At 73.3% G+C, this 23,016-nt stretch carries 21 protein-coding genes; 13 read left to right on the top strand and 8 right to left on the bottom strand.

The window, feature by feature from the left end; genetic code table 11:
• Positions 1–58 precede the first annotated feature (58 nt).
• Genes ACIRF8_RS32810 through ACIRF8_RS32820 form a run of 3 tightly spaced genes read left to right on the top strand, consistent with a single transcriptional unit; the run spans position 59 to position 4,588 of the window.
• Positions 59–1,369, top strand: a complete 1,311-nt coding sequence (locus tag ACIRF8_RS32810; protein WP_404220891.1) for a hypothetical protein — start codon at positions 59–61, stop codon at positions 1,367–1,369.
• Positions 1,366–2,856, top strand: a complete 1,491-nt coding sequence (locus ACIRF8_RS32815) for a nickel transporter (RefSeq protein ID WP_404220893.1) — start codon at positions 1,366–1,368, stop codon at positions 2,854–2,856. Before ACIRF8_RS32810 ends, ACIRF8_RS32815 begins: the two co-directional genes overlap by 4 nt.
• Positions 2,857–2,887: 31 nt before the next feature.
• Positions 2,888–4,588 (top strand): serine/threonine-protein kinase, encoded by a 1,701-nt coding sequence (locus ACIRF8_RS32820; protein WP_404220895.1) that lies wholly within the window; start codon positions 2,888–2,890, stop codon positions 4,586–4,588.
• A gap of 15 nt (positions 4,589–4,603) precedes the next feature.
• Here ACIRF8_RS32820 and ACIRF8_RS32825 read toward each other — a convergent pair whose 3' ends face one another.
• Positions 4,604–5,413, bottom strand: coding sequence for an SGNH/GDSL hydrolase family protein (locus ACIRF8_RS32825; RefSeq protein ID WP_404220897.1), 810 nt, complete (start codon positions 5,411–5,413; stop codon positions 4,604–4,606).
• 313 nt (positions 5,414–5,726) lie between these two features.
• Between ACIRF8_RS32825 and ACIRF8_RS32830 the strand changes: the two genes are divergently transcribed.
• From ACIRF8_RS32830 to ACIRF8_RS32850, 5 genes are all read left to right on the top strand, one after another.
• Positions 5,727–6,152, top strand: coding sequence for a hypothetical protein (locus ACIRF8_RS32830; protein WP_404220899.1), 426 nt, complete (start codon positions 5,727–5,729; stop codon positions 6,150–6,152).
• 398 nt (positions 6,153–6,550) lie between these two features.
• Positions 6,551–7,378 carry a glycosyltransferase family 2 protein gene (locus ACIRF8_RS32835; protein WP_404220901.1) on the top strand — a complete coding sequence of 276 codons (828 nt, stop codon included), beginning with the start codon at positions 6,551–6,553 and terminating at the stop codon, positions 7,376–7,378.
• Positions 7,375–8,421 carry a glycosyltransferase gene (locus ACIRF8_RS32840; RefSeq protein ID WP_404220903.1) on the top strand — a complete coding sequence of 349 codons (1,047 nt, stop codon included), beginning with the start codon at positions 7,375–7,377 and terminating at the stop codon, positions 8,419–8,421. Before ACIRF8_RS32835 ends, ACIRF8_RS32840 begins: the two co-directional genes overlap by 4 nt.
• A complete protein-coding gene (locus tag ACIRF8_RS32845) occupies positions 8,418–9,239 on the top strand; it encodes a polysaccharide deacetylase family protein (protein ID WP_404220905.1) in 822 nt (273 codons plus the stop codon). The genes ACIRF8_RS32840 and ACIRF8_RS32845 overlap by 4 nt, the downstream gene beginning before the upstream one ends.
• Positions 9,232–13,125, top strand: a complete 3,894-nt coding sequence (locus tag ACIRF8_RS32850; RefSeq protein ID WP_404220907.1) for a lipopolysaccharide biosynthesis protein — start codon at positions 9,232–9,234, stop codon at positions 13,123–13,125. The genes ACIRF8_RS32845 and ACIRF8_RS32850 overlap by 8 nt, the downstream gene beginning before the upstream one ends.
• A 21-nt stretch (positions 13,126–13,146) precedes the next feature.
• Here the strand turns inward: ACIRF8_RS32850 and ACIRF8_RS32855 are convergent, their stop codons facing one another.
• Complete coding sequence (locus ACIRF8_RS32855; RefSeq protein WP_404220909.1) at positions 13,147–14,577, bottom strand: xylan 1,4-beta-xylosidase; 1,431 nt, start codon at positions 14,575–14,577, stop codon at positions 13,147–13,149.
• 140 nt (positions 14,578–14,717) lie between these two features.
• Between ACIRF8_RS32855 and ACIRF8_RS32860 the strand changes: the two genes are divergently transcribed.
• Complete coding sequence (locus ACIRF8_RS32860) at positions 14,718–15,812, top strand: DUF5925 domain-containing protein (protein WP_404220911.1); 1,095 nt, start codon at positions 14,718–14,720, stop codon at positions 15,810–15,812.
• Between the two features lie 14 nt (positions 15,813–15,826).
• Here ACIRF8_RS32860 and ACIRF8_RS32865 read toward each other — a convergent pair whose 3' ends face one another.
• Complete coding sequence (locus ACIRF8_RS32865; RefSeq protein WP_404220913.1) at positions 15,827–16,192, bottom strand: GntR family transcriptional regulator; 366 nt, start codon at positions 16,190–16,192, stop codon at positions 15,827–15,829.
• A gap of 119 nt (positions 16,193–16,311) precedes the next feature.
• Between ACIRF8_RS32865 and ACIRF8_RS32870 the strand changes: the two genes are divergently transcribed.
• Positions 16,312–17,247 carry a GNAT family N-acetyltransferase gene (locus tag ACIRF8_RS32870; RefSeq protein ID WP_404220916.1) on the top strand — a complete coding sequence of 312 codons (936 nt, stop codon included), beginning with the start codon at positions 16,312–16,314 and terminating at the stop codon, positions 17,245–17,247.
• Positions 17,225–17,722 carry a DUF402 domain-containing protein gene (locus ACIRF8_RS32875; protein ID WP_404220918.1) on the top strand — a complete coding sequence of 166 codons (498 nt, stop codon included), beginning with the start codon at positions 17,225–17,227 and terminating at the stop codon, positions 17,720–17,722. Before ACIRF8_RS32870 ends, ACIRF8_RS32875 begins: the two co-directional genes overlap by 23 nt.
• Positions 17,723–17,738: 16 nt before the next feature.
• Here the strand turns inward: ACIRF8_RS32875 and ACIRF8_RS32880 are convergent, their stop codons facing one another.
• Complete coding sequence (locus ACIRF8_RS32880) at positions 17,739–18,230, bottom strand: class I SAM-dependent methyltransferase (RefSeq protein ID WP_404220920.1); 492 nt, start codon at positions 18,228–18,230, stop codon at positions 17,739–17,741.
• 219 nt (positions 18,231–18,449) lie between these two features.
• On the opposite strand from ACIRF8_RS32880, the gene ACIRF8_RS32885 reads away from it, so the two are divergent.
• The gene (locus ACIRF8_RS32885; RefSeq protein ID WP_404220923.1) at positions 18,450–18,587 is read left to right on the top strand and encodes a hypothetical protein; all 138 of its coding nucleotides are present in this window, start codon (positions 18,450–18,452) and stop codon (positions 18,585–18,587) included.
• Positions 18,588–18,596: 9 nt separating this feature from the next.
• Here ACIRF8_RS32885 and ACIRF8_RS32890 read toward each other — a convergent pair whose 3' ends face one another.
• The 4 genes from ACIRF8_RS32890 to ACIRF8_RS32905 are packed head-to-tail and all read right to left on the bottom strand — an operon-like array spanning position 18,597 to position 22,081.
• A complete protein-coding gene (locus ACIRF8_RS32890) occupies positions 18,597–19,061 on the bottom strand; it encodes a GNAT family N-acetyltransferase (RefSeq protein ID WP_404220925.1) in 465 nt (154 codons plus the stop codon).
• Positions 19,058–20,566, bottom strand: a complete 1,509-nt coding sequence (locus ACIRF8_RS32895) for a tripartite tricarboxylate transporter permease (RefSeq protein ID WP_404220927.1) — start codon at positions 20,564–20,566, stop codon at positions 19,058–19,060. The genes ACIRF8_RS32890 and ACIRF8_RS32895 overlap by 4 nt, the downstream gene beginning before the upstream one ends.
• Before the next feature lie 4 nt (positions 20,567–20,570).
• Complete coding sequence (locus tag ACIRF8_RS32900; protein ID WP_404220930.1) at positions 20,571–21,101, bottom strand: tripartite tricarboxylate transporter TctB family protein; 531 nt, start codon at positions 21,099–21,101, stop codon at positions 20,571–20,573.
• Entirely contained in the window at positions 21,098–22,081 is a 984-nt protein-coding gene (locus ACIRF8_RS32905) for a Bug family tripartite tricarboxylate transporter substrate binding protein (protein ID WP_404220932.1), read from the bottom strand. The genes ACIRF8_RS32900 and ACIRF8_RS32905 overlap by 4 nt, the downstream gene beginning before the upstream one ends.
• A gap of 124 nt (positions 22,082–22,205) precedes the next feature.
• Between ACIRF8_RS32905 and ACIRF8_RS32910 the strand changes: the two genes are divergently transcribed.
• A complete protein-coding gene (locus ACIRF8_RS32910) occupies positions 22,206–22,895 on the top strand; it encodes a response regulator (RefSeq protein WP_404220934.1) in 690 nt (229 codons plus the stop codon).
• Positions 22,896–23,016: the final 121 nt, after the last annotated feature.

The raw sequence follows: 23,016 nt of genomic DNA on the forward strand, positions 1-23,016 counted from the left end.
CACGGGCCGCGTCAGCCACCCCCGGCCCTCCCCGACACCTCGTAGAAAGGCACCCTTCATGGCTCCGCGCTTCTCAGGACGCACCGCCGTCGCCGCGTGCGCGCTGGCGCTCGCCCTCACCGGGGGCGCGGTCGCGATCGGCGGGGGCGGCGGCGGGCGACCGTCCGCGCCCGCCGCCGTCGCGCCCGCCGCTCCGCCCACGGGACTCGGCACGGGCGGTCTCGACCAGGGCGTCCGCGCGCTCCAGGCCCACCTGCGGGCCCAGCCGAAGGACCACGCGGGCTGGGCGTCCCTCGGCACGGCCTACGTGGAACAGGCCCGCGTCCAGGGCGACCCGTCCCGGTACGCGGAGGCGGACCGGGCCCTGGCCCGCTCCCTGGCGCTGCGGCCGGGCGGCAACGACACCGCGCTCGCCGGACGCGCCGCCCTCGCCGCGGCCCGCCACGACTTCCGCGGGGCGCTGCGCGAGGCCCGCCGCGCGCTCGCCGTGAACCCCTACGGCGAGCGCGCCCTGGCCACCCGCATCGACGCGCTCGTCGAACTCGGCCGGTACCCGCAGGCGGCACGCGCCGCCGACGAGGCGGACGCCCGCCGCCCCGGCCTCCCCGTCCTCACCCGGTTCGCCTACGTACGGGAGCTGCGCGGCGACGTCACCGGCGCGCGCCGCGTGCTGGAGCGGACGCTCGCCGGGGCGTCGGCCTCCGGCGACGTGGCGTACACCGCGACGACGCTCGGCCAACTCGCCTGGCGCCAGGGGGACTTCGGAGCGGCCCTGCGCCGGTGCGGGCAGGCGCTGCGCGCCGACCCCGGGTATGTGGCGGCGCTGGAGTGCCGGGCCCGGGCGCGCGCCGGGCGGGGCGACACGGCCGGCGCGGTGCGGGACCTGCGCGAGGTGGTGGCGCGGTATCCGCTGCCGGGTCCGCTGGTCGCGCTCGGGGAACTGTACGAGGCCCGGGGCGACACGGCGCGGGCCCGGGAGCAGTACGGCCTCGTGTCGGCGTGGACCGGGCTGGCCAGGGCCCACGGGGTCGACGTCGATCTCGACACGGCGATGGCCGCGGCGGACCACGGTGACCGGGGCGCCGCGCTGCGGGCGGCGCGGGCCGAGTGGGCGCGGCGGCACACCGTGCACACGGCGGACGCGCTGGCCTGGGCGCTGCATGTCAACGGGCGGGACGCCGAAGCCCTCGCGCCTGCCCGGTTCGCCACCGGGACCGGGCTGCGCGACGCCTCCTTCTTCTACCACCGGGGCGTGATCGCGCGGGGCGCGGAGCGGCGGGAGTGGCTGGGGCGGGCGCTGCGGCTCAACCCCGGGTTCTCACCGGTGGGCGCCGCCGCGGCGCGCTCGTTGCTGCGGGAGGCGTCGTGAACCGTCCGGCGTTCCTGGGCGCTTTCCGGCCGCGCCGGGCCGCGCTCGGCCTGCTTCTCGCGCTCGCCCTCCTCCTGGTCCCCGCGCCCGCCGCCGACGCCCACCCGCTCGGGAACTTCACCACCAGCACCTACGACGGCCTCGTCACGGCCCCCGGCCGGCTCCGCGTCACCCACGTCGAGGACCTCGCGGAGATCCCCGCGACGCAGGCGGCGCCCGCCATCGAGCGGGCGGGGAAGGACGGGTGGGCCCGGGCCCGGTGCCGCGACGCCGTCCGTGCCGGCCGGCTCTCCGTCGACGGCGCGCCCACGCCCGTCGTCCTCCGCGCGAGCAGCGCCGCCTACCGGCCCGGGCAGGCCGGTCTGCGCACGCTCCGCGTGGAGTGCGAGGCGACCGCGCCGCTCCCCCGCGGCCGGGCCGTCACCCTCTCCTTCCACGTGCCGGACCGGCCGGGGCCCGGCTGGCACGAGATCACCGCGCGGGGCGACCGGACCACCCTCGGGCGCAGTGACGTCCCCCGCGCCTCCCTCTCGCACCGGCTGACCCGGTACCCGCGGGACCTGCTCGGCTCGCCGCCGCACACCACCTCGGCCACCGTGCGCGTCGTCCCCGGCGGACCGGCCCTGCGCGACGACGGCCCGGAGCGGCCCGCGGCGACGAGCGTCCTGCCGCGCGGCGCCGACCGGTGGACGAGCGCGCTGACCGGCCTCGTCGCCCGGCACGACCTCACCCCGGGCTTCGCCGCGCTCGCGCTGGCCACGGCCCTGGCGCTCGGCGCCCTGCACGCGCTGGCGCCCGGGCACGGCAAGACTCTGATGGCAGCGACCGCGGCGGCCCGCGGCCGGGCGCGACCGCGCGACGTCCTGCCGCTGGCCGCCTCGGTCACGGTGACGCACACCCTCGGGGTGGTCGCTCTCGGCGCGCTCGTCGTCGGCGGTTCGGCGGCGGCTCCGTCGGTCGTGGCCTGGCTCGGGGTGGCCAGCGGCGTACTGGTGACGGCGGCGGGCGTGTCACTCGTCCGCAGGGCATGGCGCACCGGGGCGCACGCGCACAGCCATGCGCACGACCACGCGCACCCGCACTCCCCCTTGGGTCACGGTCGGCACGGTCACGGTCGGCACGGGCACGAGCGGTCCGGGCACGAGCGGTCCGGGTCGCAGGTGCGGAGCGCTCTCTTCCTGGGTTTCGCCGGGGGGCTCGTGCCCAGTCCGTCCGCCGTCGTCGTCCTGGTCGGCGCCGCCGCGCTGGGACAGGCGTGGTTCGGTGTGCTGCTCGTCGTCGCCTACGGGGCCGGGCTCGCGGTCACCCTGACCGCCGCCGGGTTCGTGGCTGTGCGGGCGGGGGCGTTCGCGGCCCGCCGGATCGCCGCGAGCCGGCTGCGCGGCCGTCGTGCGGCGCGGCGTCTCGTGCCCCTCGGTTCGGCCTGTGTCGTCCTCGCGCTCGGCTGCGGATTGGTCTTCAAGGGGGCCGCAACGGCGCTCGGTTGAGCTACTTTTGGTCGTACTTGTCTTCCCGCGAATGGGGGCGCCCGTGAGTGAGCGTGTGGTCGCGGGGCGGTACCGGCTGCTCGACCCGCTCGGCGAGGGCGGCATGGGCACCGTGTGGCGGGCCCGTGACGAGGTGCTCGGACGCGAGGTCGCCGTCAAGGAGGTCCGGGCCCCGGCGGGGCTGCCGACGGCCGACGTCGAGCGGATGTACGCGCGTCTGGAACGGGAGGCGTGGGCCGCCGCGCGCGTCGCGCACCGCAACGCGGTGACGCTGTACGACGTCGCCACCGACGACCGACGCCCATGGATCGTCATGGAGTTGGTGCGCGGGGTCACGCTCGCCGAGCAGCTCGACGCCGAGGGCCCGATGGATCCGCCACGCGCCGCGCACATCGGCGCCGAGGTCCTGGCCGCGCTGCGCGCCGCGCACGGGGCGGGGGTGCTGCACCGCGACGTGAAACCCGGGAACGTCCTGCTGTCGAACGACGGCCGGGTCGTCCTCACCGACTTCGGTATCGCCACGGTCGAGGGGACCCAGGCCCTGACGATGACGGGCGAGATCATCGGCTCGCCCGAGTTCCTCGCCCCGGAGCGGGCGCTCGGGCGGGCGCCCGGGCCGCAGTCCGACCTGTGGTCCCTCGGGGTGCTGCTGTACGCGGCCGTCGAGGGGCATTCGCCGTTCCGGCAGAACACCCCGCTGAGCACGCTCAGGGCGGTCGTCGACGAGGAGCTGCCGCCGCCGCGCCGGGCCGGTCCGCTCGCCCCGGTCATCGAGGGGCTGCTGCGCAAGGACCCGGCCGCGCGGACGCCCGCGGCGGACGCCGAGCACGATCTGCGGATCATCGGCGCGGGCGGAACGCTGCGCGGCGACCCCGCCCAGGCGTCCCCGCTCGCCGCGATGCCGACAGCGACCTCGCCGCAGCCGGGCCCGGCCACGCCCCCGTCGCCCGTGCCGGTCCCCGTCCCGTTCGGCTCGGGAGCGGCGGCGACCACCACGGGCGCGGATCCCGCGGACGCGGGCCACCGCTCCGCACGCCGCGCCTCGCTCGCCTTCATGGCCGGGATCGTCGTTCTGCTGCTCGCCATCGGCGGCCTCACGTACGCGCTGCTCACCAGGGACGACGGCGGCGGGAACAACGGGGGCGCGACGTCGGGCGGGGGCGGCGACAGCGGCTCGGGCGGCGGCGGTTCGAACGGCGGGGGCACGAGCGGTGGCTCCGGCGACGGCGGCGGCGGTTCGGGCGGGAACGGCAACGGCGGTTCGTCGAGCGGCGGTTCAAGCACCGACGGCTCCGGTGGCGGGTCGAGCGGCGGGGGTTCGAGCGGGGGCGGGCACACCACCACCCCGGCCCGGTCGGTGCGCGTCAGCGTGAGCGCCGTCCGGGGAAGCTACTCGGGTGCGTGCCCGCCGCCCGCGTCCCGGGCACCCGCGTTCGCGGCGACGATCACCGTGGGCCGCACCCCGGCCGAGGTCGAGTACCGCTGGGTCACCCGGAGCGGCGAGCCGTCCGACCCGGGCTGGAAGACGCTGAGCTTCGGCGCGGGCGGCGCGCGCAGCCGTACGGTCGACACCACGCAGACGACGTACGCGCAGGGCGGGACGCTGCGCAACCAGATCGGGGTCGAGGTCCGCAGCCCGTCCTCGGTGACCTCCAACTACGTGGCCTACGCGCTCACGTGTGCGGTGGCGACCCCGTCGAGCGGGACCGCCACCGGTTCACCCACGTACTAGGGGCCCAGGGGCCTGTCAGGCCGCGGAGGTGAACACGGGCAGGTATCCGCCCGACTGTCCCGCGGCGGTCGGGTGGTACGACTCGCCGATGTTCGTCACGTTCAGGCTGTGCAGCCAGGCGCTTCCGGAGCAGATCTCGTGGCCGCTGAAGGTGGTGGTCACGTCGCCGAAGGTGAAGCCGTGGTCGGCGGCGCGCTTGGCGGTGGTGGCGTTGAGGAGGTCGGCGGCCGAGTTGATCGCGGACCGCTCGGTCTCGGAGAGGCCCGCGATGCAGGAGCCGCCGAGCTTGTAGAAGCGGGGGTAGCCGAGCACCACGACATGGGCGGCCGGTGCCTTGGCGCGGATCGCCGAGTACACCTTGTCGAGGTTGGCGGGCAGGGTGGAGGTGACGTAGGCGCGGGCCTCGTTGACGCGGTTGACGCAGGTGGACTCGGAGTACAGGACGCAGGTCGTCATGACGTCGGCGAAGCCCGCGTCGTTGCCGCCGATGCTGAGGGAGACGAGGCCGGTGCCGGAGCCGAGCGGGCCGAGCTGCCCCGAGAGGACATCGCCCGTCCGGGCGCCGGAACAGGCGGTGAAGTGGAAGCTGGACGGTGCGTGGGCCGCCGCCCACAGGGCCGGGTACGCCTTGGTGGAGCGCTTGCAGTCGCCGCTGGCGCTGTCGTAGCTGCCGGCGCCGACCCCGGAGGAGTACGAGTCACCGAGGGCCACGTAGCCGGTGGCGGCGGCGCTCTCCGCCGCCTGTGCCGTACCCGCCCCGGTGAGGGCGGTCGCTGCCGCGAAGAGGAACGAGGTCATGTATGCCGCAAGCCGGAAACGTCTCATGGAACCTCCTTTAGCAGGATTTCTGCCGCAACTGTGGTAGCACGCCCCAGGGTTACCGGGAAGTACCTCGGACGGATCTTCGCCCGCCGTTCAACATCAGGTACATGTCAGCTCTGGTGGCTTACCCCTCCCTCACGCCAGCTACGCCCGTAGACCCGGGCTTCACCTACAACTCCGTTGCGATATCAGGGAGTTACGGACGCATCCGACACCCACGGGGAACTCCGCACATACCGTCCGCATCTTGACGCCACCCCCACCGCTGCGCGACATTTGAGCCCGGCATCCGGCGCGTCGGGGGGCAAAGTCGCCCATGCAGACCATCGGGATCAAGCAACCGTCATCGGACGGCTCGGGGGACGGCCCGGCGGACGCGCCGTCCGGCAGAGACACGCTCCCTCTGCTCGCGGGCGCGGGCGTCGTCGCGGGGGGCGCGGGTCTCGTCCTCGCGCTCACGGACGCCGCCTCACCCCTGCGCGGACCACTCGCGCTCTTCTTCCTGCTCGCCGCGCCCGGTGCCGCGTTCGCCGCCGCGCTGCGCGGCCTCGACCCATGGGCCCGGAGCCTCGTCTCCCTCGCCGGCGCGCTGACCGTGGTGATGCTGGTGGCCCAGGGCATGCTCGCCACCCATCACTGGTCGGTCGACGGCGGGGTGCTCACCGTGGGGGCGCTGAGCGCCCTCGCCTTTCTGTTCCAGTGGGGTTTCCGATTCCGTCGGCGAACGGGCAGAAACCGCTGACGGCAGCGCAATGCGGTTGCATTTCAGAACGACCTAAAAACGCGAGGCCGCGTTCCAGGCCTTGCCATACAGTCTTCACCGTCAATGACGTCACACATACCACCCGCATCGGTCCATCGCCTCACGCGATCCAGGGGAGGGCTCAAGGTCGCGGCGACGGTCCGGTACGGAGCGCGGTAGGGGGGTGCCGTGCTCGGCGAACCGCTCAGTCCCGTCATAAGGATCGCCGAGTCGCGTGCCGCGCGGCCGGTCCAACCAACCGGTGTGTATGGCCGACTCACCCGGCCTGTACGGAGATCGTTCCGTCCTGTCCGTCAGTGAGAACCCCCCTTTCGAACCGGATATCCAGCCGGACCGCCCGGGGGCGGGCGGTCCACCGGACGAGAGGGACCAGACTCATGAGCAGCTCCGTTGCGCGCCCGGTGATCCCTGACGCGTCGACACCGGCACGTACACCCGCCCATTACCGGGCGATATCCATGCACCTCGCCATCGCGCCACGGGTCAGCGTGGTGATTCCCGCCATGAACGAGGCGGAGAATCTTCCCTACGTTTTCAAGACCCTGCCGGAATGGATCCACGAGGTCGTTCTCGTGGACGGGAATTCCACCGACGACACCGTCCGGGTCGCCCGCGACCTGTGGCCCGAGGTCGTCGTCGTACCGCAGAGCGGAAAGGGCAAGGGGGATGCCCTGATCACCGGTTTCGAGAAATGCGCGGGCGACATCATCGTGATGGTCGACGCGGACGGTTCGGCCGACGGACAGGAAATAGTCTCCTACGTCTCCGCGCTCGTCTCCGGCGCCGATTTCGCCAAGGGTTCGCGGTTCGCCAACGGCGGCGGAACCGACGACATGACGCTGATCCGCAAATTCGGGAACCGGGCGCTGTGCTCGGTCGTCAACGCCAAGTTCGGGGCCCGCTACACCGACCTGTGCTACGGGTACAACGCGTTCTGGCGGCACTGCCTCGACGAGATCGACCTCGACTGCACCGGCTTCGAGGTCGAGACCCTCATGAACATCCGGGTCGTCAAGGCGGGCCTGCGGGTCCAGGAGATCCCGAGCCACGAGTACCTGCGCATCCACGGCGCCAGCAACCTGCGCGCCGTCCGCGACGGGCTGCGCGTCCTCGGAGTCATCCTGAGGGAGCGCTCCAACCGGCGGGCCCTGCGCGCCGCGTCGGCGGCCACCAGATCCAGCACGGCGCGAGGAGACCGGCCTTGACGGGCCGTCACCCCGCGCGGAGGACGGTCTCGGCCGTCATCTGCGTGTACACCGAGAAACGCTGGACCGACATCCTCGCCGCCGTCGACTCCGTACGGGCGCAGTCCCACCCGGCCCTGGAGACGCTGCTCGTCGTCGACCACCACCCGGCGCTGCTGGAGCGGCTCGGCACGGAGTACAAGGAGACGCCCGGTGTCCGGGTGCTGGCGAACGCGGGGCCCCGCGGCCTGTCCGCCGGACGCAACACCGGCATCGCCGCCTCGCACGGCGAGATCATCGCCTTCCTCGACGACGACGCGATGGCGGAGCGGGACTGGCTGCGCCACCTCACCGCCGGGTACGCCGACCCGCGGGTCCTCGCGGTCGGCGGGCGCACCGAACCCATCTGGGCGTCCGGGCGCCGGCCCGCCTGGTTCCCCGAGGAGTTCGACTGGGTCGTGGGCTGCACGTACAGGGGGCTGCCGCGCGGCACGGCGCGGGTGCGCAACGTCCTGGGCGGCAACGCCTCGTTCCGGCGCACCGCCTTCGAGGCGGCGGGCGGTTTCGCCACCGGCATCGGCCGCGACGGGGACAAGCGCCCGCTGGGCTGCGAGGAGACGGAGCTGTGCATCCGCCTCACCCGCGCGCGACCGGACGCCGTGCTGCTGATCGACGACCGGGCGGTGATCCATCACCGGGTCCCGGCCGGGCGGGAGCGGTTCGCCTACTTCCGTGCGCGCACCTACGCGGAAGGACTGTCGAAGGCGCTGGTCGCCCGCAGTGTCGGCGCGGCCAAGGGGCTCGAGTCCGAGCGGGCGTACACCACCCGGGTGCTGCCCGCCGGGGTGGCGCGCGGGCTACGGGACCTCGTGCTCGCCCGGCCGGGCGGCGCGGGCCGGGCCGGTGCCATCGTGGCCGGGGTGGCGACGGCGGCCGGCGGCTATCTGCTCGGCCGCCTCAGGGCGCGTGGGTCGGGTGCGCCGTTCTCGGCCGTGGAGATCGGCGGGCGCCCGCACGGGGCGGCGGGCGCGGCGCGGGCGGGGGAAGCGGGGGCGGCGGCATGAGCGGGGCGGCCCGGACGCCGGACGGCACGCCCGTCCCGGTGCTGATGTACCACGCGGTCGCCGACGAGCCGAGCGCCGCGACCCGCGGTCTCTCCGTCTCGCCCGGACAGTTCGCGGAGCAGATGCGGATCCTCGCCGACCGCCGGTGCACGGCGCTGACCACCGCGGAGCTCGCCGCCGCCTGGCGCGGCGGCGGGGCGCTGCCCGACCGGCCCGTCCTGATCACCTTCGACGACGGGTACGAGGGCGTGCACCGGCACGCCCTGCCCGTCCTCGCCGGGCACGGCTTCGCGGCCACCCTGTTCGTCTCGACGGGGTGGCTGCGCGGCCCGTACGACACCGGGGGCGGGCTCGACACGATGCTCGACTGGGACCAGGTACGGGCGCTGGCCGCGCAGGGCGTCGAGATCGGCGGGCACAGCCACACGCACCCGCAGCTCGACCAACTCGACGACAGGGCCATGGAGTTCGAGCTGCGGCACTGCACGGAGCTCGTCGCAGGGGAGCTGGGGTCGAGGCCCGTCTCCTTCGCGTACCCCTACGGTCACTCCGACCGGCGGGTGCGGCAGGCGGTCCGCGCGGCCGGGTTCGACCAGGCGCTCGCCGTCGGCAACACCCTCGCCCGGCGCCGTCAGGGCCCCTACGCCCTGCGCCGCCTCACCGTGCGCCGGACCACCGGCCCCGCCGAGTTCGAGCGGCTGGTGGAGGGCCGCGCGCTCGGCCGTCATTTCGCCAGGGACCGTGCCCTCACCAAGGGGTACGCCGTGGTCCGCAGAGCCCGACAGGCCCGCCGGAAGGCAACCCGTACCCGTGGCTGACACGACCACCGCCCAGACCGCGTCGGCCACGCCGGCGCACACTCCGACCGAGCCGCAGGGGCCGCCAGGACGTCGGCTCAGGCTGCCCCGCATGGGCCGCGCCAGGAAGGGCGGTGCCGGTGGCACGGTGTCGGGGGACGGCAACCAACTGTTCCGCAACGCCTATGCGCTGATGCTGAACACCGGTATCTCCGGCGTCCTCGGGGTCGGTTTCTGGCTGGCCGCCGCGCACTACTACGCGGCGGACTCGGTCGGCCAGGGCTCCGCGGCGATCGCGGCGATGAAGTTCCTCGCGGGCATCACCGCGGTGACACTGACCGGCGCCCTGGCCCGCTTCATCCCGATCGCGGGGCGGGCCACGGGCCGCTTCATCCTCCGTACGTACGCGGGCAGTTCGGTCGCCGTCGCGCTGGCGGCGGCGGTGTTCCTGCTGACACTCGACCGGTGGGGTCCCTCCTACCGCTTCCTGCACGGTCCGCTGCACGGGCTCGGGTTCGTCGCGGCCGTCGTCGCCTGGTCGCTGCTCACCCTCCAGGACGGCGTGCTGACCGGGCTGCGCAGCGCGCTGTGGGTGCCGGTCGGCAACACCGTCTTCTCGACGGTGAAGCTCGGGCTGCTCGTCGCGTTCGCCGTCGTCCTCCCGACGACCGGTGTCTTCGTGTCGTGGGTCGTCGCCATCGCGTTCTCCGTGGTCCCGCTGGGCTGGCTCGTCCTGCGGCGCCTCGTCCCGCGGCACATCGAGGCCGCCGACGACAAGGCCGACCCGCCGACGCTGCGCGAGATGGGCCGCTTCCTGGCGGGCGACTGCACGGGCTCCCTGTTCTCGCTCGCCGTGGTCTATCTCGTGCCGGTGCTCATCGCCTCGCAGATCAGCTCCGCCGACAACGCGTACTTCTACATCACCACCACGATCGGCGGCACCGTCAACCTGCTGGCCATCAACATGGGAGCCTCCCTGACCGTGGAGGGCTCGCACGATCCGGCGCGGCTCGCCGCGAACACCCGGGCCGCGCTGCGCCGGATGACCCGCATCATGATCCCGATCTGCGGGCTGCTCCTGCTCCTCGCGCCGTACGTGCTGCGGGTGTTCGGGCAGGACTACGCGGACGCGGCCACGCCGCTGCTGCGCTGGTTCGCGGTCGGCGCGGCCCTGCGCGTCGTCATGGAGACGTACTTCGCGGTGCTGCGGGCGCAGAGCAGGACCTCGGGGCTGGCCTGGCTCCAGGGGCTGCTCTGTCTCCTCGTCCTCGGTCTGACGCTGCTGCTCCTGCCCCGGATGGGGCTGACCGGGGCGGGCGTCGCCGAGATCTCCGCGCTCGCCGTGATCGTGGCGATCGCCGCGCCGAAGCTGTGGCGCGTCGTGCGGGTCGCCCCTCCGGCGCGGGCCGTGGAGGACGCGGCGCCCGACGGTGACCTCGCCGATCTGGGGACGCCGAAGACGCCGGTGAGGGCCCAGGTGCGGGCTGCGGAGAAGCAGGGTCCGACGTGGGCGCTGCGCGACGCGATGGACTCCGACACGCTGCATCTCGCGGTGCAGCTCAACCTGGACCACCAGGAGCGGCGCCCGGACGTCCGGTCCGCCCCGCCCGCCCCGCCGCTCGGCACGGCCCGGCCGTCCTCGGGGCTCAGCTCCCCGGTGCCGGGTCCCCGTGCGGAGCCCTCCGAGGAGACGGCCCCGCCGGGGACACCGTCCGCCTCCCAGGCGTCCAGCGGCGGGCACAGCGAGGGCGGCTCCGGGATGCCCGCCCCGGACGAGGAGGTCGACGCTCCCTTCACCGTCGGGGAGGCGGCGGCGCCCGGACCTGTCCCGGAGCGGGCCGAACCGGCCGAACCGTTCGAGGTGGCCGGGCCCGCGCGGCGGCTCGGGTGGCCGACCCCGGCCGCCGTCGTCCTGGCGCTGCTGCTCGTCGCGGCGCTCGGCCTGTACTGGGGTCCGGTCCTCGGGATGGGCGAGCCGGACCTGGCGGAGATGGGCGGGCTCGGCCTGGTCTCGGTCCTGTCCCCCGTGACGCTGCTCGGCGCCGCGCTGCTCGTCGTCGTCTTCGCGTCCCTGCTGTGGCTCGAACACCCGCACAAGCGGCTCCTGTTGCTCACTCTGCTCGCCACCGTCGTGTCGCTGCACGCGCTGCCCGCGGTCATCGAGGCGGAGCCGCGGTTCGCGACGGCCTGGCAGCACCTCGGCTTCCTGGAGTACATCGACCGCACCGGCTCCGCGGTCCCCGATCTGGACGCCCGCTGGAGCTGGCCCGGCTTCTTCGCGGCGGCGGCCTTCCTGGCGAGCGCCTGCGGGGTCGACGACCTCACGCAGGTCATCCGCTGGTGGCCCCTGGCCATCCAACTCCTCTACCTGGCGCCGATGTTCCTGCTGCTGCGCTCGATGCGGGCGAGCTGGCGCGCCAAGTGGTCCGGTGTGTGGATCTTCGTCCTGAGCGGCTGGGTGGGGCAGGACTACTTCTCGCCGCAAGGCTTCACGTACCTGCTCTACCTGGTGTTCGTGGCGATCCTGCTGGTCTGGTTCCGGGCGCCGCGCGTGCTGTGGGCCCGGCGCAGACCGGGCGAGCCGGAGGTCGAACCGACCGACCGACGGCAGCGCGTGGTGCTCCTCACCGTCCTCGTCGCCCTGTTCGCGGCGACGGTCCCGGCGCATCAGCTCACCCCGTTCGTGATGCTCGGCGTCCTCGCGGTCCTGGTCCTCGTCGGCCGCTGCGAACTGCGCGGCCTGCCGGTGCTGTTCGGGGTGATGGTCGTCGTCTGGCTGGGCTTCCTCGCGGAGCCGTACTGGTCGGGCCACTTCGACGACCTGTTCGGCGGCGTCGGCGGGGTCGGCTCCAACGTCACCTCCTCGGTCTCCGGCCGGATCCAGGACGGCAGTTCGACCCACAAGCTCGTCCTGTACACGCGGGTGCTCCTCGCGGGCGTCGTGCTGGCCCTCGCCTGCTACGGCTGGTGGCGCCGCCGTGAAGCGAAGTACCGCGAGCGCTCGCTCCTCGTGCTCACCTTCGTGCCGTTCCTGGGCTTCGGCATGCAGTCGTACGGCGGCGAGATGGCGCTGCGCGTCTTCATGTTCGCCCTCCCGGGCGCCGCCCTCCTGGCCGGTCTCGCCCTGTTCCCGCGTACGGGCGTGACGGCCGAGGAACGTGACCGGGACCGGGTCACGCTCGCCCCCCTCGCGGCGCTGATGGCGGGCCTGCTGCTCGTGGGCGGCTTCCTGGTGGCCCGCTGGGGCAACGAACCCTTCGAGCGGGTCCGGCCGGGCGAGGTCGCGGCGATGGAGTACGTCTACGCGCGGGACGACCCGACGGTCCGGCTGCTGTGGATGAGCGACGACCCGGTCGGCAACGTGACCCCCGCACTGCCGTGGGGCGCCCGCGACATGGAGAAGGTCCAGTACGTGCCGACGCTCGCGCCGGTCGACCCGGTCCTGGTCGGCGGCCTGGTGAAGGCGCTCAAGGACGCGGGACCGCGCTCGTACCTGATGATCAACAAGAGTCAGGTCGTCTATCTCCAGTTGGACGTCGGCTACGCGAGGACGTGGCAGACCCGGCTCGTGCGCAACCTCGACGAACGGCAGGAGCTGAGGAAGGTCTACGCCGACGAGGACGTGACCATGTACCGGTTGCGCGCGGAGCCGGCGGGGAAGCCGGCTCAGGCCGACCCGGGCCCGGCGGGACCCCGGATCACCTGGACGGCGTGGACGGTGGTGGGCGCCCTCGCGGCGATCGTCCTGATCGTGCTGCTGACGGCGCGCGAAGTGGTCCGGGTGGCGACGCGCCCGAGCGTGCGGCGGCTGCGGTGGTCGCAGTCCACGTTCTGGTTCTCGCTGCCGCTGCTCGCGGTGGTCCTCGCCTCGCTGGTCCAGCGGTTCCTCACGATGGGCCTCGGGTAGCGCCCCGGTGCCCGGGGCGCTCTACCGGCGCAGCCACTTCACCTCGTAGCCCCGCATCTGGAAGCGTTCGCCGTCGATCTCGGCGCTGATGGCCCGGTCCAGGGTGTTCACCACCAGGACGGCCTTGTCGTCGGCGAGGACCCTTACGTTGGGCCGGTCGTCCGCGGCGACGTCCACGCCCCGGAACCGGGTCCCCGGGCCGAACTCCTCGTCGAACCGCGCCAGCAGGCCGAACATGGGCAGCGGGCGGCCACCGGACGCGCGGTCGGTGGGCCGCCACAGGCAGCCGGCGCAGCCGTCGCCGCGCTGCGTCTCGGGGTTCCAGTAGAACCCGGACGTGGCACCGCCCTTCGCCATGGCCATCAGGCCCGCCGCCTGGACGGCGACACGGTGCGGCTCGCTCCAGCCCTTGCGGTCGTCGTCACTGTCCGCGGGCTCCACGTAGTACTCGGCCCACCACAGCGGCAGGCCCCCGGTCCGCTCCCTGAGCCATCCGCCCACGTCGGTGAACTTGTCGGTGGCCCGGAACTCGTCGGGCAGCATCTCGTCGTCGTTCGTGTAGCTGGAGCCGTCGACGACGACGAAGTCGGCGCCCGCCTTGTTCTTGTTCCAGTAGGTGAAGGCGTCGACGATCCGCTGGTCCATGCGCCCCCAGGCGCCCTCGACCGCGTCGGAGGCGCCGTCGTCCTGCTTCGGGCTGAGGCTGTCCATGACCAGGTAGGGGCCGCCCACCCGGATGTCCTTGTCGACTTCTTTCAGCGCCTTGTGGACGAGGTTGTAGAGCTTCGTGTAGCCCTCGTAGTCCCAGCGGCCCCGTTCGTCGTTCCAGAAGCCCTTGAACTCGTTCCACACGATGAAGTGGCGGACGTCCGGATAGCGCTTGGCGACCGTGGCCGCGAGGTTCGCGAAGTCCTGGTAGTGCTCGGGGTACGGCGCGGCCTCCAGACTCTCCCGGCTCCAGTCCGTCGTCCCGGCACCGGGTGTGCCGCCCTTCATCCAGTCGGGCGCGCAGCACAAGGTGATGACGGGGGTCGAGCCGGATCTGCGGATGAACTCCATCCGGCTGTCCAGCGCGTCGAAGTCGTACCTGCCCTTCACCGGCTCGGGGTTGTCCGCTCCCCAGCCCATGATCGCCTCGTTCTGCGGCAGCGTCCGGTCGCCGAGCAGCTTCTCGACACGCTCGGTGGCCGCGGCGGAACCCTCGTCCGCGGAGTGCTCGGTGTGCGTGAAACCCCAGCCGACCTCGGATCCCGGTGTCCTCGACGGCTCGGTCGGCGTCCCGTACACCGTGTCGCCGCCGGGTGTGGTGCCCGCGGTGCCGCCGTCGCGGCCGTCCCCGCCGGGAAGCGTGCCGAACAGCGTCAGCACCAGGGCCAGAGCGGCCACCCCCACGCCGAGCAGAGCGGTGAGCCGCCACCGCCGTGTCCCCGAATTCCACCCATGACGTCCCATCAAGGACAAGAGTAGGCAGAGGAGTTGACGGACGGACAGGCTGCGTCGCCACCGGATGGTCACAAGGTGGGGGCCGCCACCCGTGGGACGTGCCGCGGAAATCCCGTGCGGGCGGCCCGTCCTTGCCGGATCATGGCCCCATGTCCGCGAACCCTTTCGACGCGTTGCCGGTCCGGCTGGGCGTCGACGACAGCGACTCACCCTCCGATGTCGTCGACGCGCTGTTCCTCGGCCGCTTCGCCACGGGCGAGCAGCCGCACGCGCGCGCCGTGAACATCGACCGCGTCCGCGCGGGGGCCACCCTGCTGCCGCCGGACGCCCGTGTGCTGCGCTCCGCGCGCGACGACGACCGCAGCGCGACGCTCGCCGACGGCGAGGGCTGGACCGTGCTGGTCTCCCGGTGGAACCGGGGCGCGGACGTCACGGTCACGGCGACGACGCCGGAGCTTGCGGAGAAGGTGCTCGGGCAGGCCACGGACGGCGCCGCCGACGAGCCGGAACCGCAGCCGGAGAACGTGACGATGGGCTTCTGGTACGTGTCGCCGCGGCGCGGACCGCACCGCACGACACGGCAGATCTCGGCGGGCGCCTGGGACGAGGTGCGGCCCAACTACACGCAGCCGGTCGCCGAGGCCATGGGCCGGCTCATGAAGACCCGCCCGGAGGACATCGCGGGCCGGCTCCTGCTGCTGCACGGCCCGCCCGGCACGGGCAAGACGTCGGCGCTGCGCACGCTGGCCCGCTCCTGGCGCGACTGGTGCCAGGTCGACTGCGTGCTCGACCCCGAGCGGCTGTTCTCCGACGTCGGATACCTGATGGACATCGCGATCGGCGAGGACGACGGCACGGCGAAGGGGCGCTGGCGGCTGCTGCTCCTGGAGGACTGCGACGAGCTGATCCGCGGGGAGGCGAAGCACACCGCGGGCCAGGCGCTCTCCCGGCTGCTGAACCTGACGGACGGCCTCCTCGGCCAGGGTCGCAACGTGCTGGTGGGCGTCACCACCAACGAGGACCTGGAGCGTCTGCACCCCGCCGTGGTGCGCCCCGGCCGCTGCATGGCCCGGATCGAGGTGGGTCCGCTGACGCGTCGCGAGGCCGTCGACTGGCTGGGCACCGAGGAGGGCCTCGGCCGTGAGGGCGCGACGCTGGCCGAGCTGTACGCGCTGCGCCGCGGCGTCTCCCCGACGTCGGTGCCCGACCAGCGGGGCGGCGCGGAGGCGGGGCTGTACCTGTAACCCGCGCCGCGGCCCTACGTGTAGGCCGCGCGCACCGCGTCCCGCGCCGCCGACAGCGCCGCCTCCTCGGAGAGGCCGAGCCGCCGCACCCGCTCCGCGAACGCCTGCGCCGCGACGGACGCCTCCCTGGCGGCGGCGTCCCCGGCGGCGGCGACGAACGTGCCGTTGCGCCCGCGCGTCTCGATCACCCCGTCCGCCTCCAGGGCCCGGTACGCCTTGGCCACGGTGTTCGCGGCGAGACCCAGCTCCTCGGCGAGGCCGCGCACGGTGGGCAGCTTGTGGCCGACGGGCAGCGTCCCCGCCCTGGCCTGCTCGGAGATCTGGGCCCGCACCTGCTCGTAGGGCGCGGCGCTGTCGTCAATGCGGATCTTCAGGGTCACGGGCCCGATTGTCCCGCAGGGCGCGATCCCGCGCAGCGCCGGACACCACTGTCGGCGTCGTGGGCCTGCCCCGGTAAAAGGGAGGCGCCGCGCGGCCGACGCCCACTACCGTGCGGGCCATGACCGTGATCGTCCGCTCTCTGCGGCACGGCGACCCCGCGGACGCCGAGGGCTTCGCGCGGGTCCGCCGCGCCTGCCTGCCCGCCATGCTCGCCACCGCCGCCTCCGTCACGCACGACGGGGCGCACGCGCATCCCGACGCGCACTACCGGCAGCTCGTCGCGGTGGCCGACGACGGTGAGCCGATCGGCACGGCGCAGGTCGGTGTCGCGCACGACAGCCCGGAGCCGGGCCTCGGCTATGCCAACGTGTATGTGCGTCCCGGGCGGGAGGGCCGGGGCGCGGGCGGGCTGCTGCTCCGGGCGGCCGAGGCGCATCTGGCGCGGCTCGGGGTGCGGCGGGTGTACTGCTGGTGCCTGGACGGCCCGCGGAACCTGGCGTGGGCGGCGGCCCGCGGTTACCGCGCGAGCCGCTCGGCGCACTTCCTGCGCCTGGACCTGACGGCGGACGCCCTGCCGCCGCCCCCGGTGCCGCCGCGCGGGGTCGAGTTGCGGACGGCGGCGGAGTTCGCGGCCGATCCGCGCCCGTTGTTCGTTCTCGACGCGGAGACGGCGGCGGACGAGCCGGGTGACATCGCGGCGCGGCCGGCCGACTACGCGCACTGGTCGACGCACACCTGGCACCACCCGCTTCTCGACCGGGAGTTGACGACGGTGGCGGTGGTGGACGGCCGTCCGGCCGCGTTCACCCTGGCCCACACCGACGGCGAGGGCCGCTACGCGTCCGGGATGACGGGCACGGCCCGCGCGTTCCGCGGCCGGGGCCTGGCCAAGCTCGTCAAGAACGACTCGCTGCACCGGGCCCGCGCGGCGGGCCGCACGGTGGCGTACACGGGCAATGACGCGGGCAACGAGCCGATGCTCGCGATCAACGCATGGTTCGGCTACGAGATCGACGCGACGGAGGTCCGCCATGTCCGCACCCTCACTTCCTGACCCGGTGCAGGTCACGCTCGTCAAAGGGGGCCGCACCAAGATCCGTTATCCGGCGCGGCCGTTGTCCGACGACGGCACGCACATCGCCGTGCGCGCCGACTGGGCGGGCGAGGGTGTGCGCGACTTCGGCTTCGTACGGTTCGAGCCGGGCGATGTCTTCACCGAGCACTACTGGCGCGACCGCTGGTACGCGGTCAAGGAGGTCCGCTCCGGGGACGGGACGCTGAAGGGCTGGTACTGCGACATCACCCGCCCCGCCGTCCGCGGCGAGGGAGGCGCGATCGTCTCGGAGGACCTGGATCTCGACCTGTGGGTGTCGGCCGACGGGACGCGGGTGATCCGCCTGGACGAGGACGAGTTCGCCGCCAGCGGCCTCGCCGACCGGGACCCGTCCGCGGCCGAGGCGGCGGCGCGCGCCCTGGACGAACTGGAACTCCTCGCGCGCGACGGCCGGTTCACAGCGCTGCTGGACTGATCGGCCGAGCCACCGGTCAGCGAACCGTGGCGACGACCACGTACCGCTCGTCCCGTACGTCCTTGCCCCACAGCCGGGCGTCCGAGGCCAGCTCCTCCTGCCGCGCGTCCTCCACCAGACCGGCCAGCAGCCCGGCCACGCGGCTCGCCGCGATCCCGACCGGGCTCATCTCCCCCCACACCCCCTCCACCAGCACGAGCCGCCCCCGGGGCCGCAGCAGCGACACCCAGGTCCGCAGGGCGGTCGCGGGGTCGGGCAGTGCCCACAGCACATGCCGGGCGAGCACCACGTCGTAGGAGGCCGCCGCCACGGGCGGTGATGCGGCGTTCCCCAAGTGGAACTGCGCGTTGTACCCGGCCAGTTTGCGGCGGGCGCGGTCCACCATGTTCGGCGCGAAGTCGACGCCGGTGACTCTGTGGCCCTGCTCGGCGGCGAGGAGTGACAGGGATCCGGTGCCGCAGCCCAGATCGAGCAGGTCGCAAGGGGGCTCGGGCAGCCACTGTGTCATTCGCTGTGCCCAGGCCGCCCGGACCTCGGGAAGTCGCAGGCCGTGGTCGGGTTCGTCGTCGAAATCTGCCGCCGCCGCGTCCCATTACAGGCGTGCGTGTGAGTCCGTCATGCCCACATCGTGACAACCGCCACTGACAATTGCGCTTCGATGGGGAAGCGTCCGGGAACAGGTCTACAACGGCATCACGTTGGAACGCGTGTAGGTACAGGAGGCACGATGCGCCGAGTGACCATGCACAAACCCACCGGAGCGAGCACCATCACGCGCCGGCTGCGGGACGAGGCGGCGGAAACGGCGCGCGAGCGCGCGGAGGTGCGCAAGGACGTGCGCAAGACGTGGTGGCCGGACGAATAGGCGGGCCGGTCACATGAGAGAGAGACGCTTGCGGTAGTGGATGCGGTCGTAGGGCCCGTCGGTTCCGCGCTCCACGACCTCGTATCCGTACCGCGGGTAGATCTTCCGGTTCTCCCACATCAACGCGTTGGTGCAGAGCCGTATTTCGCGTAGTCCGAGACCGCGCGCGTGCTCGTCGACGAAGCCGAGCAGGCCGCGGCCCACCCCCCGGCCGCGGGCGTCGGGGTGGACCGCGATGCTGTCGAGGAAGAGATGGCCGGGACGCGCCTCCACGACGACCAGGCCGATCACCTCCGGGTTCCCCGTGATGTACACCAGGCCCGCCGCCACGTTCGCGGCGTGGTCGGCCTCCATCGGCTGCGGTACGACGCCGATCCGGTCGACGTAGTGGCGGTACGCCGCGTCGGTGACGGCTGCGACGGCCGGTACGTCGGCGGCGGTGGCGCGGCGGATCGCGTGAGGTTCGCTGTTCATGCCAACCTGTCTACGCCGCTCCCCCGCCTTCGCACCACCAGCTTGCGGACCAGGGGCCAGACCACGATGAGCAGCACGATCGCGTACACGGTGACCGAGAAGGGCGTGTCGACGAGACCGCTGACGCTGCCGTCGCTGATCTGGAGGGCGCGGCGCAGTTGTTGTTCGGCGTTCGGGCCGAGGATGACGCCGATGACGGCGGGCAGGACGGGCAGTCCGTAGCGGCGCATGCCGAAGCCGATGAGGCCGATCACGAGCAGGATCACGAGGTCGAGTGCCTCGCCGCCGACCGCGTACGCGCCGACCGCGGCGAAGAAGAGGATGCCCGCGTAGAGGTAGGGGCGCGGGATGCGCAGGAGCTTCGCCCAGACCGGGGCCAGCGGCAGGTTCAGGGCCAGGAGCAGCACCATGCCCACGAAGAGCGAGGCGATCAGGCCCCAGACCAGGTCGGGTTCGCGTTCGAAGAGCAGCGGGCCCGGCTGGATGCCGTACTGCTGGAACGCGGCGAGCATGACGGCGGCGACGGCGGTCGTGGGCAGGCCGAGGGTCAGCATCGAGACGAGGGTGCCGGCGGCGGAGGCCGAGGAGGCCGATTCCGGACCCGCGACGCCTTCGATGGCGCCCTTGCCCCATTCGTCCTTGTGCCGGGAGAGGCGCTTCTCGGTGACGTAGGAGAGGAAGGTCGGGATCTCGGCGCCGCCCGCGGGGATCGCGCCGAAGGGGAATCCGATGAGCGGGCCGCGCAGCCAGGACTTCCAGGTGCGGCGTACGTCCTCCTTGCCGAGCCAGGGGCGGCCGACGGGGATGGCCTCGCCGCTGGTGCGGCGCAGGTGCGCGGCGACCCACAGGGCTTCGCCGATGGCGAAGAGGCCGACCGCGACGATGACGACGTCGACGCCGTCGGCGAGTTGCAACGAGCCGAAGGTGAGCCGTTGCTGGCCGGTCATCTGGTCGAGGCCGACCAGGCCGATGGTGAGTCCGACGAGGAGCGAGGCGAGGCCGCGTACGCGCGAGGAGCCGAGGACGGAGGTCACGGCGATGAACGCGAGGACCATGATCGCGAAGTAGTCGGGGGCGCCGATGTCGACGGCGAGGGAGGCGACCTTGGGGGCGAGCGCGACGAGCAGGACGGTGCCGATCATGCCGCCCGCGAAGTGTCCGATGGCCGCGGCGGCCAGGGCCTGGGCGCCGCGGCCCGCCTTGGCCATCGGGTTGCCTTCCATGGCGGCGACGACGGCGGCGCTCTCGCCCGGGGTGTTGAGCAGGATGGAGGTCGTGGAGCCGCCGAACATGGCGCCGTAGTAGATGCCCGCGAACATGATGAACGCGCCGGTGGGTTCGAGTCCGTACGTCACCGGCAGGAGCAGGGCGACGGCCATGGCGGGGCCGATGCCGGGCAGCACGCCGATGGCGGTGCCGAGGAGGACACCGAGCGCGGCCCAGAGGAGGTTGACGGGGGTGAGGGCGGTCCCGAAGCCGTCCATGAGGGAGTTGAGGGCGTTCATGGCGTCACAGCGCTCCCATCAGGGGGCCGCCCGGCAGGGGGACGCCGAGCAGGTGGTCGAAGACGGCGTAGGTGAGCAGGGAGAGTCCGGCGGCGATCAGCGGGTCGCGCGGGAGGTGGCGGCTGCCGAGGGCGTAGGCGGCGCCCCAGAAGAGGAGGGCGCCCGCGAGGGGGAAGCCGAGCGGTTCGATGAGGACGGCGGTGGCGAGGAAGACACCGGCGAGGAGGAGCACGGTGCGCCAGTCCGCGGGTTCGGACAGGTCGATGTCCTCGCCGCCCTCGGCCTCGCCGCGACCGCCGCGCAGGACGTCCACGGCGAGCAGGACGGCGACGACGAGCAGCCCGATACCGACGACGACGGGTACGGTCCTGGGGCCGACGGGGCCGCGCTGTGTGAGGTCGACGTCCATGGTGAGCGCGTCGGTGAGGACGAGTACGCCGAGCGCGAGCAGCAGGACGCAGACGCCGAGTTCGGAGTGTTCGCGCAGCCAGGAGCGCCGGGGCGTCGGGGCGGGGCGGGGTTCGGTGGTGGTCACAGGCCCAGCTCCTTCAGTACGGAGACGACGTTCTCGTCCTGGTCGGCGAGGAACGTCCCGAAGTCGTCACCGGCGAGGAACGCGTCGTCCCAGCCGTTCTTCTCCAGCGACCGCTTCCATTCCTTCGAGGCGTGCAACTTCCGTACGAGGGCGGTGAGTTTGTCGCGTTCGGCGTCGGAGAGGCCGGGGGGTGCGACGATGCCGCGCCAGTTGGTGAAGTCGACGTCGTAGCCGGACTCCTTCAGCGTGGGGCCGTCGAGCCCGGGGACGCGCTGCGGTCCGGTGACGGCGAGGAGGCGCAGTTCGCCGCTCTTGATCTGGTCGAGGTATTCGCCGACGCCGGAGACGCCGAAGGCGACCTTGCTGCCGAGGATGGAGGCGAGGAGTTCGCCGCCGCCGTCGAAGGGGATGTAGTTGACCTTCTTGGGGGCGATGCCGACGGCCCGCGCCATGAGCATCGGGGCGAGGTGGTCGGGGCCGCCGGGTGACGAGCCGCCGCCGACGGGGAGTTTGCCGGGGTTCTTCCGCCAGGCGTCGACGAGCTGCCCGACGGTCCGGTACGGGGAGTCCTTGGCGACCACGACGACGTCCGCCTCCTCGGTGAGGCGGGCGATGGGGGTGGTGTCGGCGAGGGTCTTCGGGGAGTGGTTCGAGCGCGCCGCTCCGACGACCCCGAGCCCCATGGACATGGCGAGCCTGCCGTTGCCGTGTTCGCCGACGAGCCGGGTCAGGCCGACGGTGCCACCGGCGCCGGGCAGGTTGAACACCTCGATGTTGTGGGTGAGTCCGGCGTCCTCGGCGTTCTTCGCGGCGGTGCGCGCGGTGATGTCGTAGCCACCGCCGGGCGTGTTGGGGACCATCAGGCGCAGCCCGGGGATCTGGGTGCCGGTGTCGGCGCCGCTGCCCGTGGTGAGGAGCGGCGGCCCCACCAGGAGGAGGGCCGCGGCTCCGAGCAGGGCGAGGGGTGTGCGCAGGCGCACGGGTGCCACCACCTAGTTCTGGGTTGTGAGGTGGCCCACATGTTGCCCAGGCGCCGACGGACTGTCTCTCTTCCGCGCTTAAGAAACGTTGTGGTCCTTGTGGTCGCGCACCTACCCTGCGCCAGTGACAAAGGTGCTGGTCGTGGACGACGACTTCATGGTCGCCAAGCTGCACAGCCGGTATGTGTCCGCGCTGGACGGTTTCGTCGTGGCCGGGGTGGCGCACAGCGGCGCGGAGGCGTTGCGCGCCGCCGAGGCGGTACGTCCCGATCTGGTCCTCCTCGACGTGTATCTGCCGGACATGGACGGCATCGACGTGCTGCGCGAGTTGCGGGCGGCGGAGGAGCGGGACCCGTCGCGGGCGCCGGTGGACGCCTTGTTCATCACGGCGGCGCGGGACGCGGAGGTCGTGCGGGCGGCGCTGCGGGCCGGGGCGCTGCATTACCTGATCAAGCCGTTCAACCAGGCGGCGCTGCGGGAGCAGTTGCGGCACGTGGCGGCGGTGCGGGCGCGGCTCGACGGGCTCGACGAGGCGCGGCAGGAGGATGTCGACCAGATCTTCGGGGCGCGTCCGCCGGGTTCGCGGGAGCTGCCCAAGGGCCTCGCCGCGCACACGGCGGATCTGGTGGAGCGCACCTTGCGGGCGCATCCGGAGGGGCTGTCGGCGGCGGAGTGCGCGCTGGAGGCGGGTTCCTTGTCCCGGGTGAGCGCGCGCCGGTACCTGGAGTTCTTCGCGGGGACGGGGCGGGCGCGGGTGTCGCTGCGTTACGGGGGTACGGGGCGGCCGGAGCGCCGGTACCGGTGGGTGTCCTGAGCGGCTGCTCCCCGCTCGCCCCGGGACGTTGTCTGAGCAGAGTCCGAACCCGGCCTTAAGCGCGCCATAAAGATCGACTCGGGCCCCTCGTCCGGGCCGGTCCGAGCGTTTTTCCGGGCTA

Source organism: Streptomyces sp. NPDC102406, assembly GCF_044765725.1.
Lineage (GTDB): Bacteria > Actinomycetota > Actinomycetes > Streptomycetales > Streptomycetaceae > Streptomyces.

Excerpts from the sequence above, each read along its gene's own strand:
- ACIRF8_RS32810 (WP_404220891.1), top strand. The coding sequence starts at position 59 with ATGGCTCCGCGCTTCTCAGGACGCACCGCCGTCGCCGCGTGCGCGCTG.
- ACIRF8_RS32820 (WP_404220895.1), top strand. The coding sequence starts at position 2,888 with ATGGGGGCGCCCGTGAGTGAGCGTGTGGTCGCGGGGCGGTACCGGCTG.
- ACIRF8_RS32825 (WP_404220897.1), bottom strand. The coding sequence starts at position 5,413 with ATGAGACGTTTCCGGCTTGCGGCATACATGACCTCGTTCCTCTTCGCG.
- ACIRF8_RS32830 (WP_404220899.1), top strand. The coding sequence starts at position 5,727 with ATGCAGACCATCGGGATCAAGCAACCGTCATCGGACGGCTCGGGGGAC.
- ACIRF8_RS32835 (WP_404220901.1), top strand. The coding sequence starts at position 6,551 with ATGAGCAGCTCCGTTGCGCGCCCGGTGATCCCTGACGCGTCGACACCG.
- ACIRF8_RS32845 (WP_404220905.1), top strand. The coding sequence starts at position 8,418 with ATGAGCGGGGCGGCCCGGACGCCGGACGGCACGCCCGTCCCGGTGCTG.
- ACIRF8_RS32855 (WP_404220909.1), bottom strand. The coding sequence starts at position 14,577 with ATGGGACGTCATGGGTGGAATTCGGGGACACGGCGGTGGCGGCTCACC.
- ACIRF8_RS32860 (WP_404220911.1), top strand. The coding sequence starts at position 14,718 with ATGTCCGCGAACCCTTTCGACGCGTTGCCGGTCCGGCTGGGCGTCGAC.
- ACIRF8_RS32870 (WP_404220916.1), top strand. The coding sequence starts at position 16,312 with ATGACCGTGATCGTCCGCTCTCTGCGGCACGGCGACCCCGCGGACGCC.
- ACIRF8_RS32875 (WP_404220918.1), top strand. The coding sequence starts at position 17,225 with ATGTCCGCACCCTCACTTCCTGACCCGGTGCAGGTCACGCTCGTCAAA.
- ACIRF8_RS32880 (WP_404220920.1), bottom strand. The coding sequence starts at position 18,230 with ATGACACAGTGGCTGCCCGAGCCCCCTTGCGACCTGCTCGATCTGGGC.
- ACIRF8_RS32885 (WP_404220923.1), top strand. The coding sequence starts at position 18,450 with ATGCGCCGAGTGACCATGCACAAACCCACCGGAGCGAGCACCATCACG.
- ACIRF8_RS32890 (WP_404220925.1), bottom strand. The coding sequence starts at position 19,061 with ATGAACAGCGAACCTCACGCGATCCGCCGCGCCACCGCCGCCGACGTA.
- ACIRF8_RS32895 (WP_404220927.1), bottom strand. The coding sequence starts at position 20,566 with ATGAACGCCCTCAACTCCCTCATGGACGGCTTCGGGACCGCCCTCACC.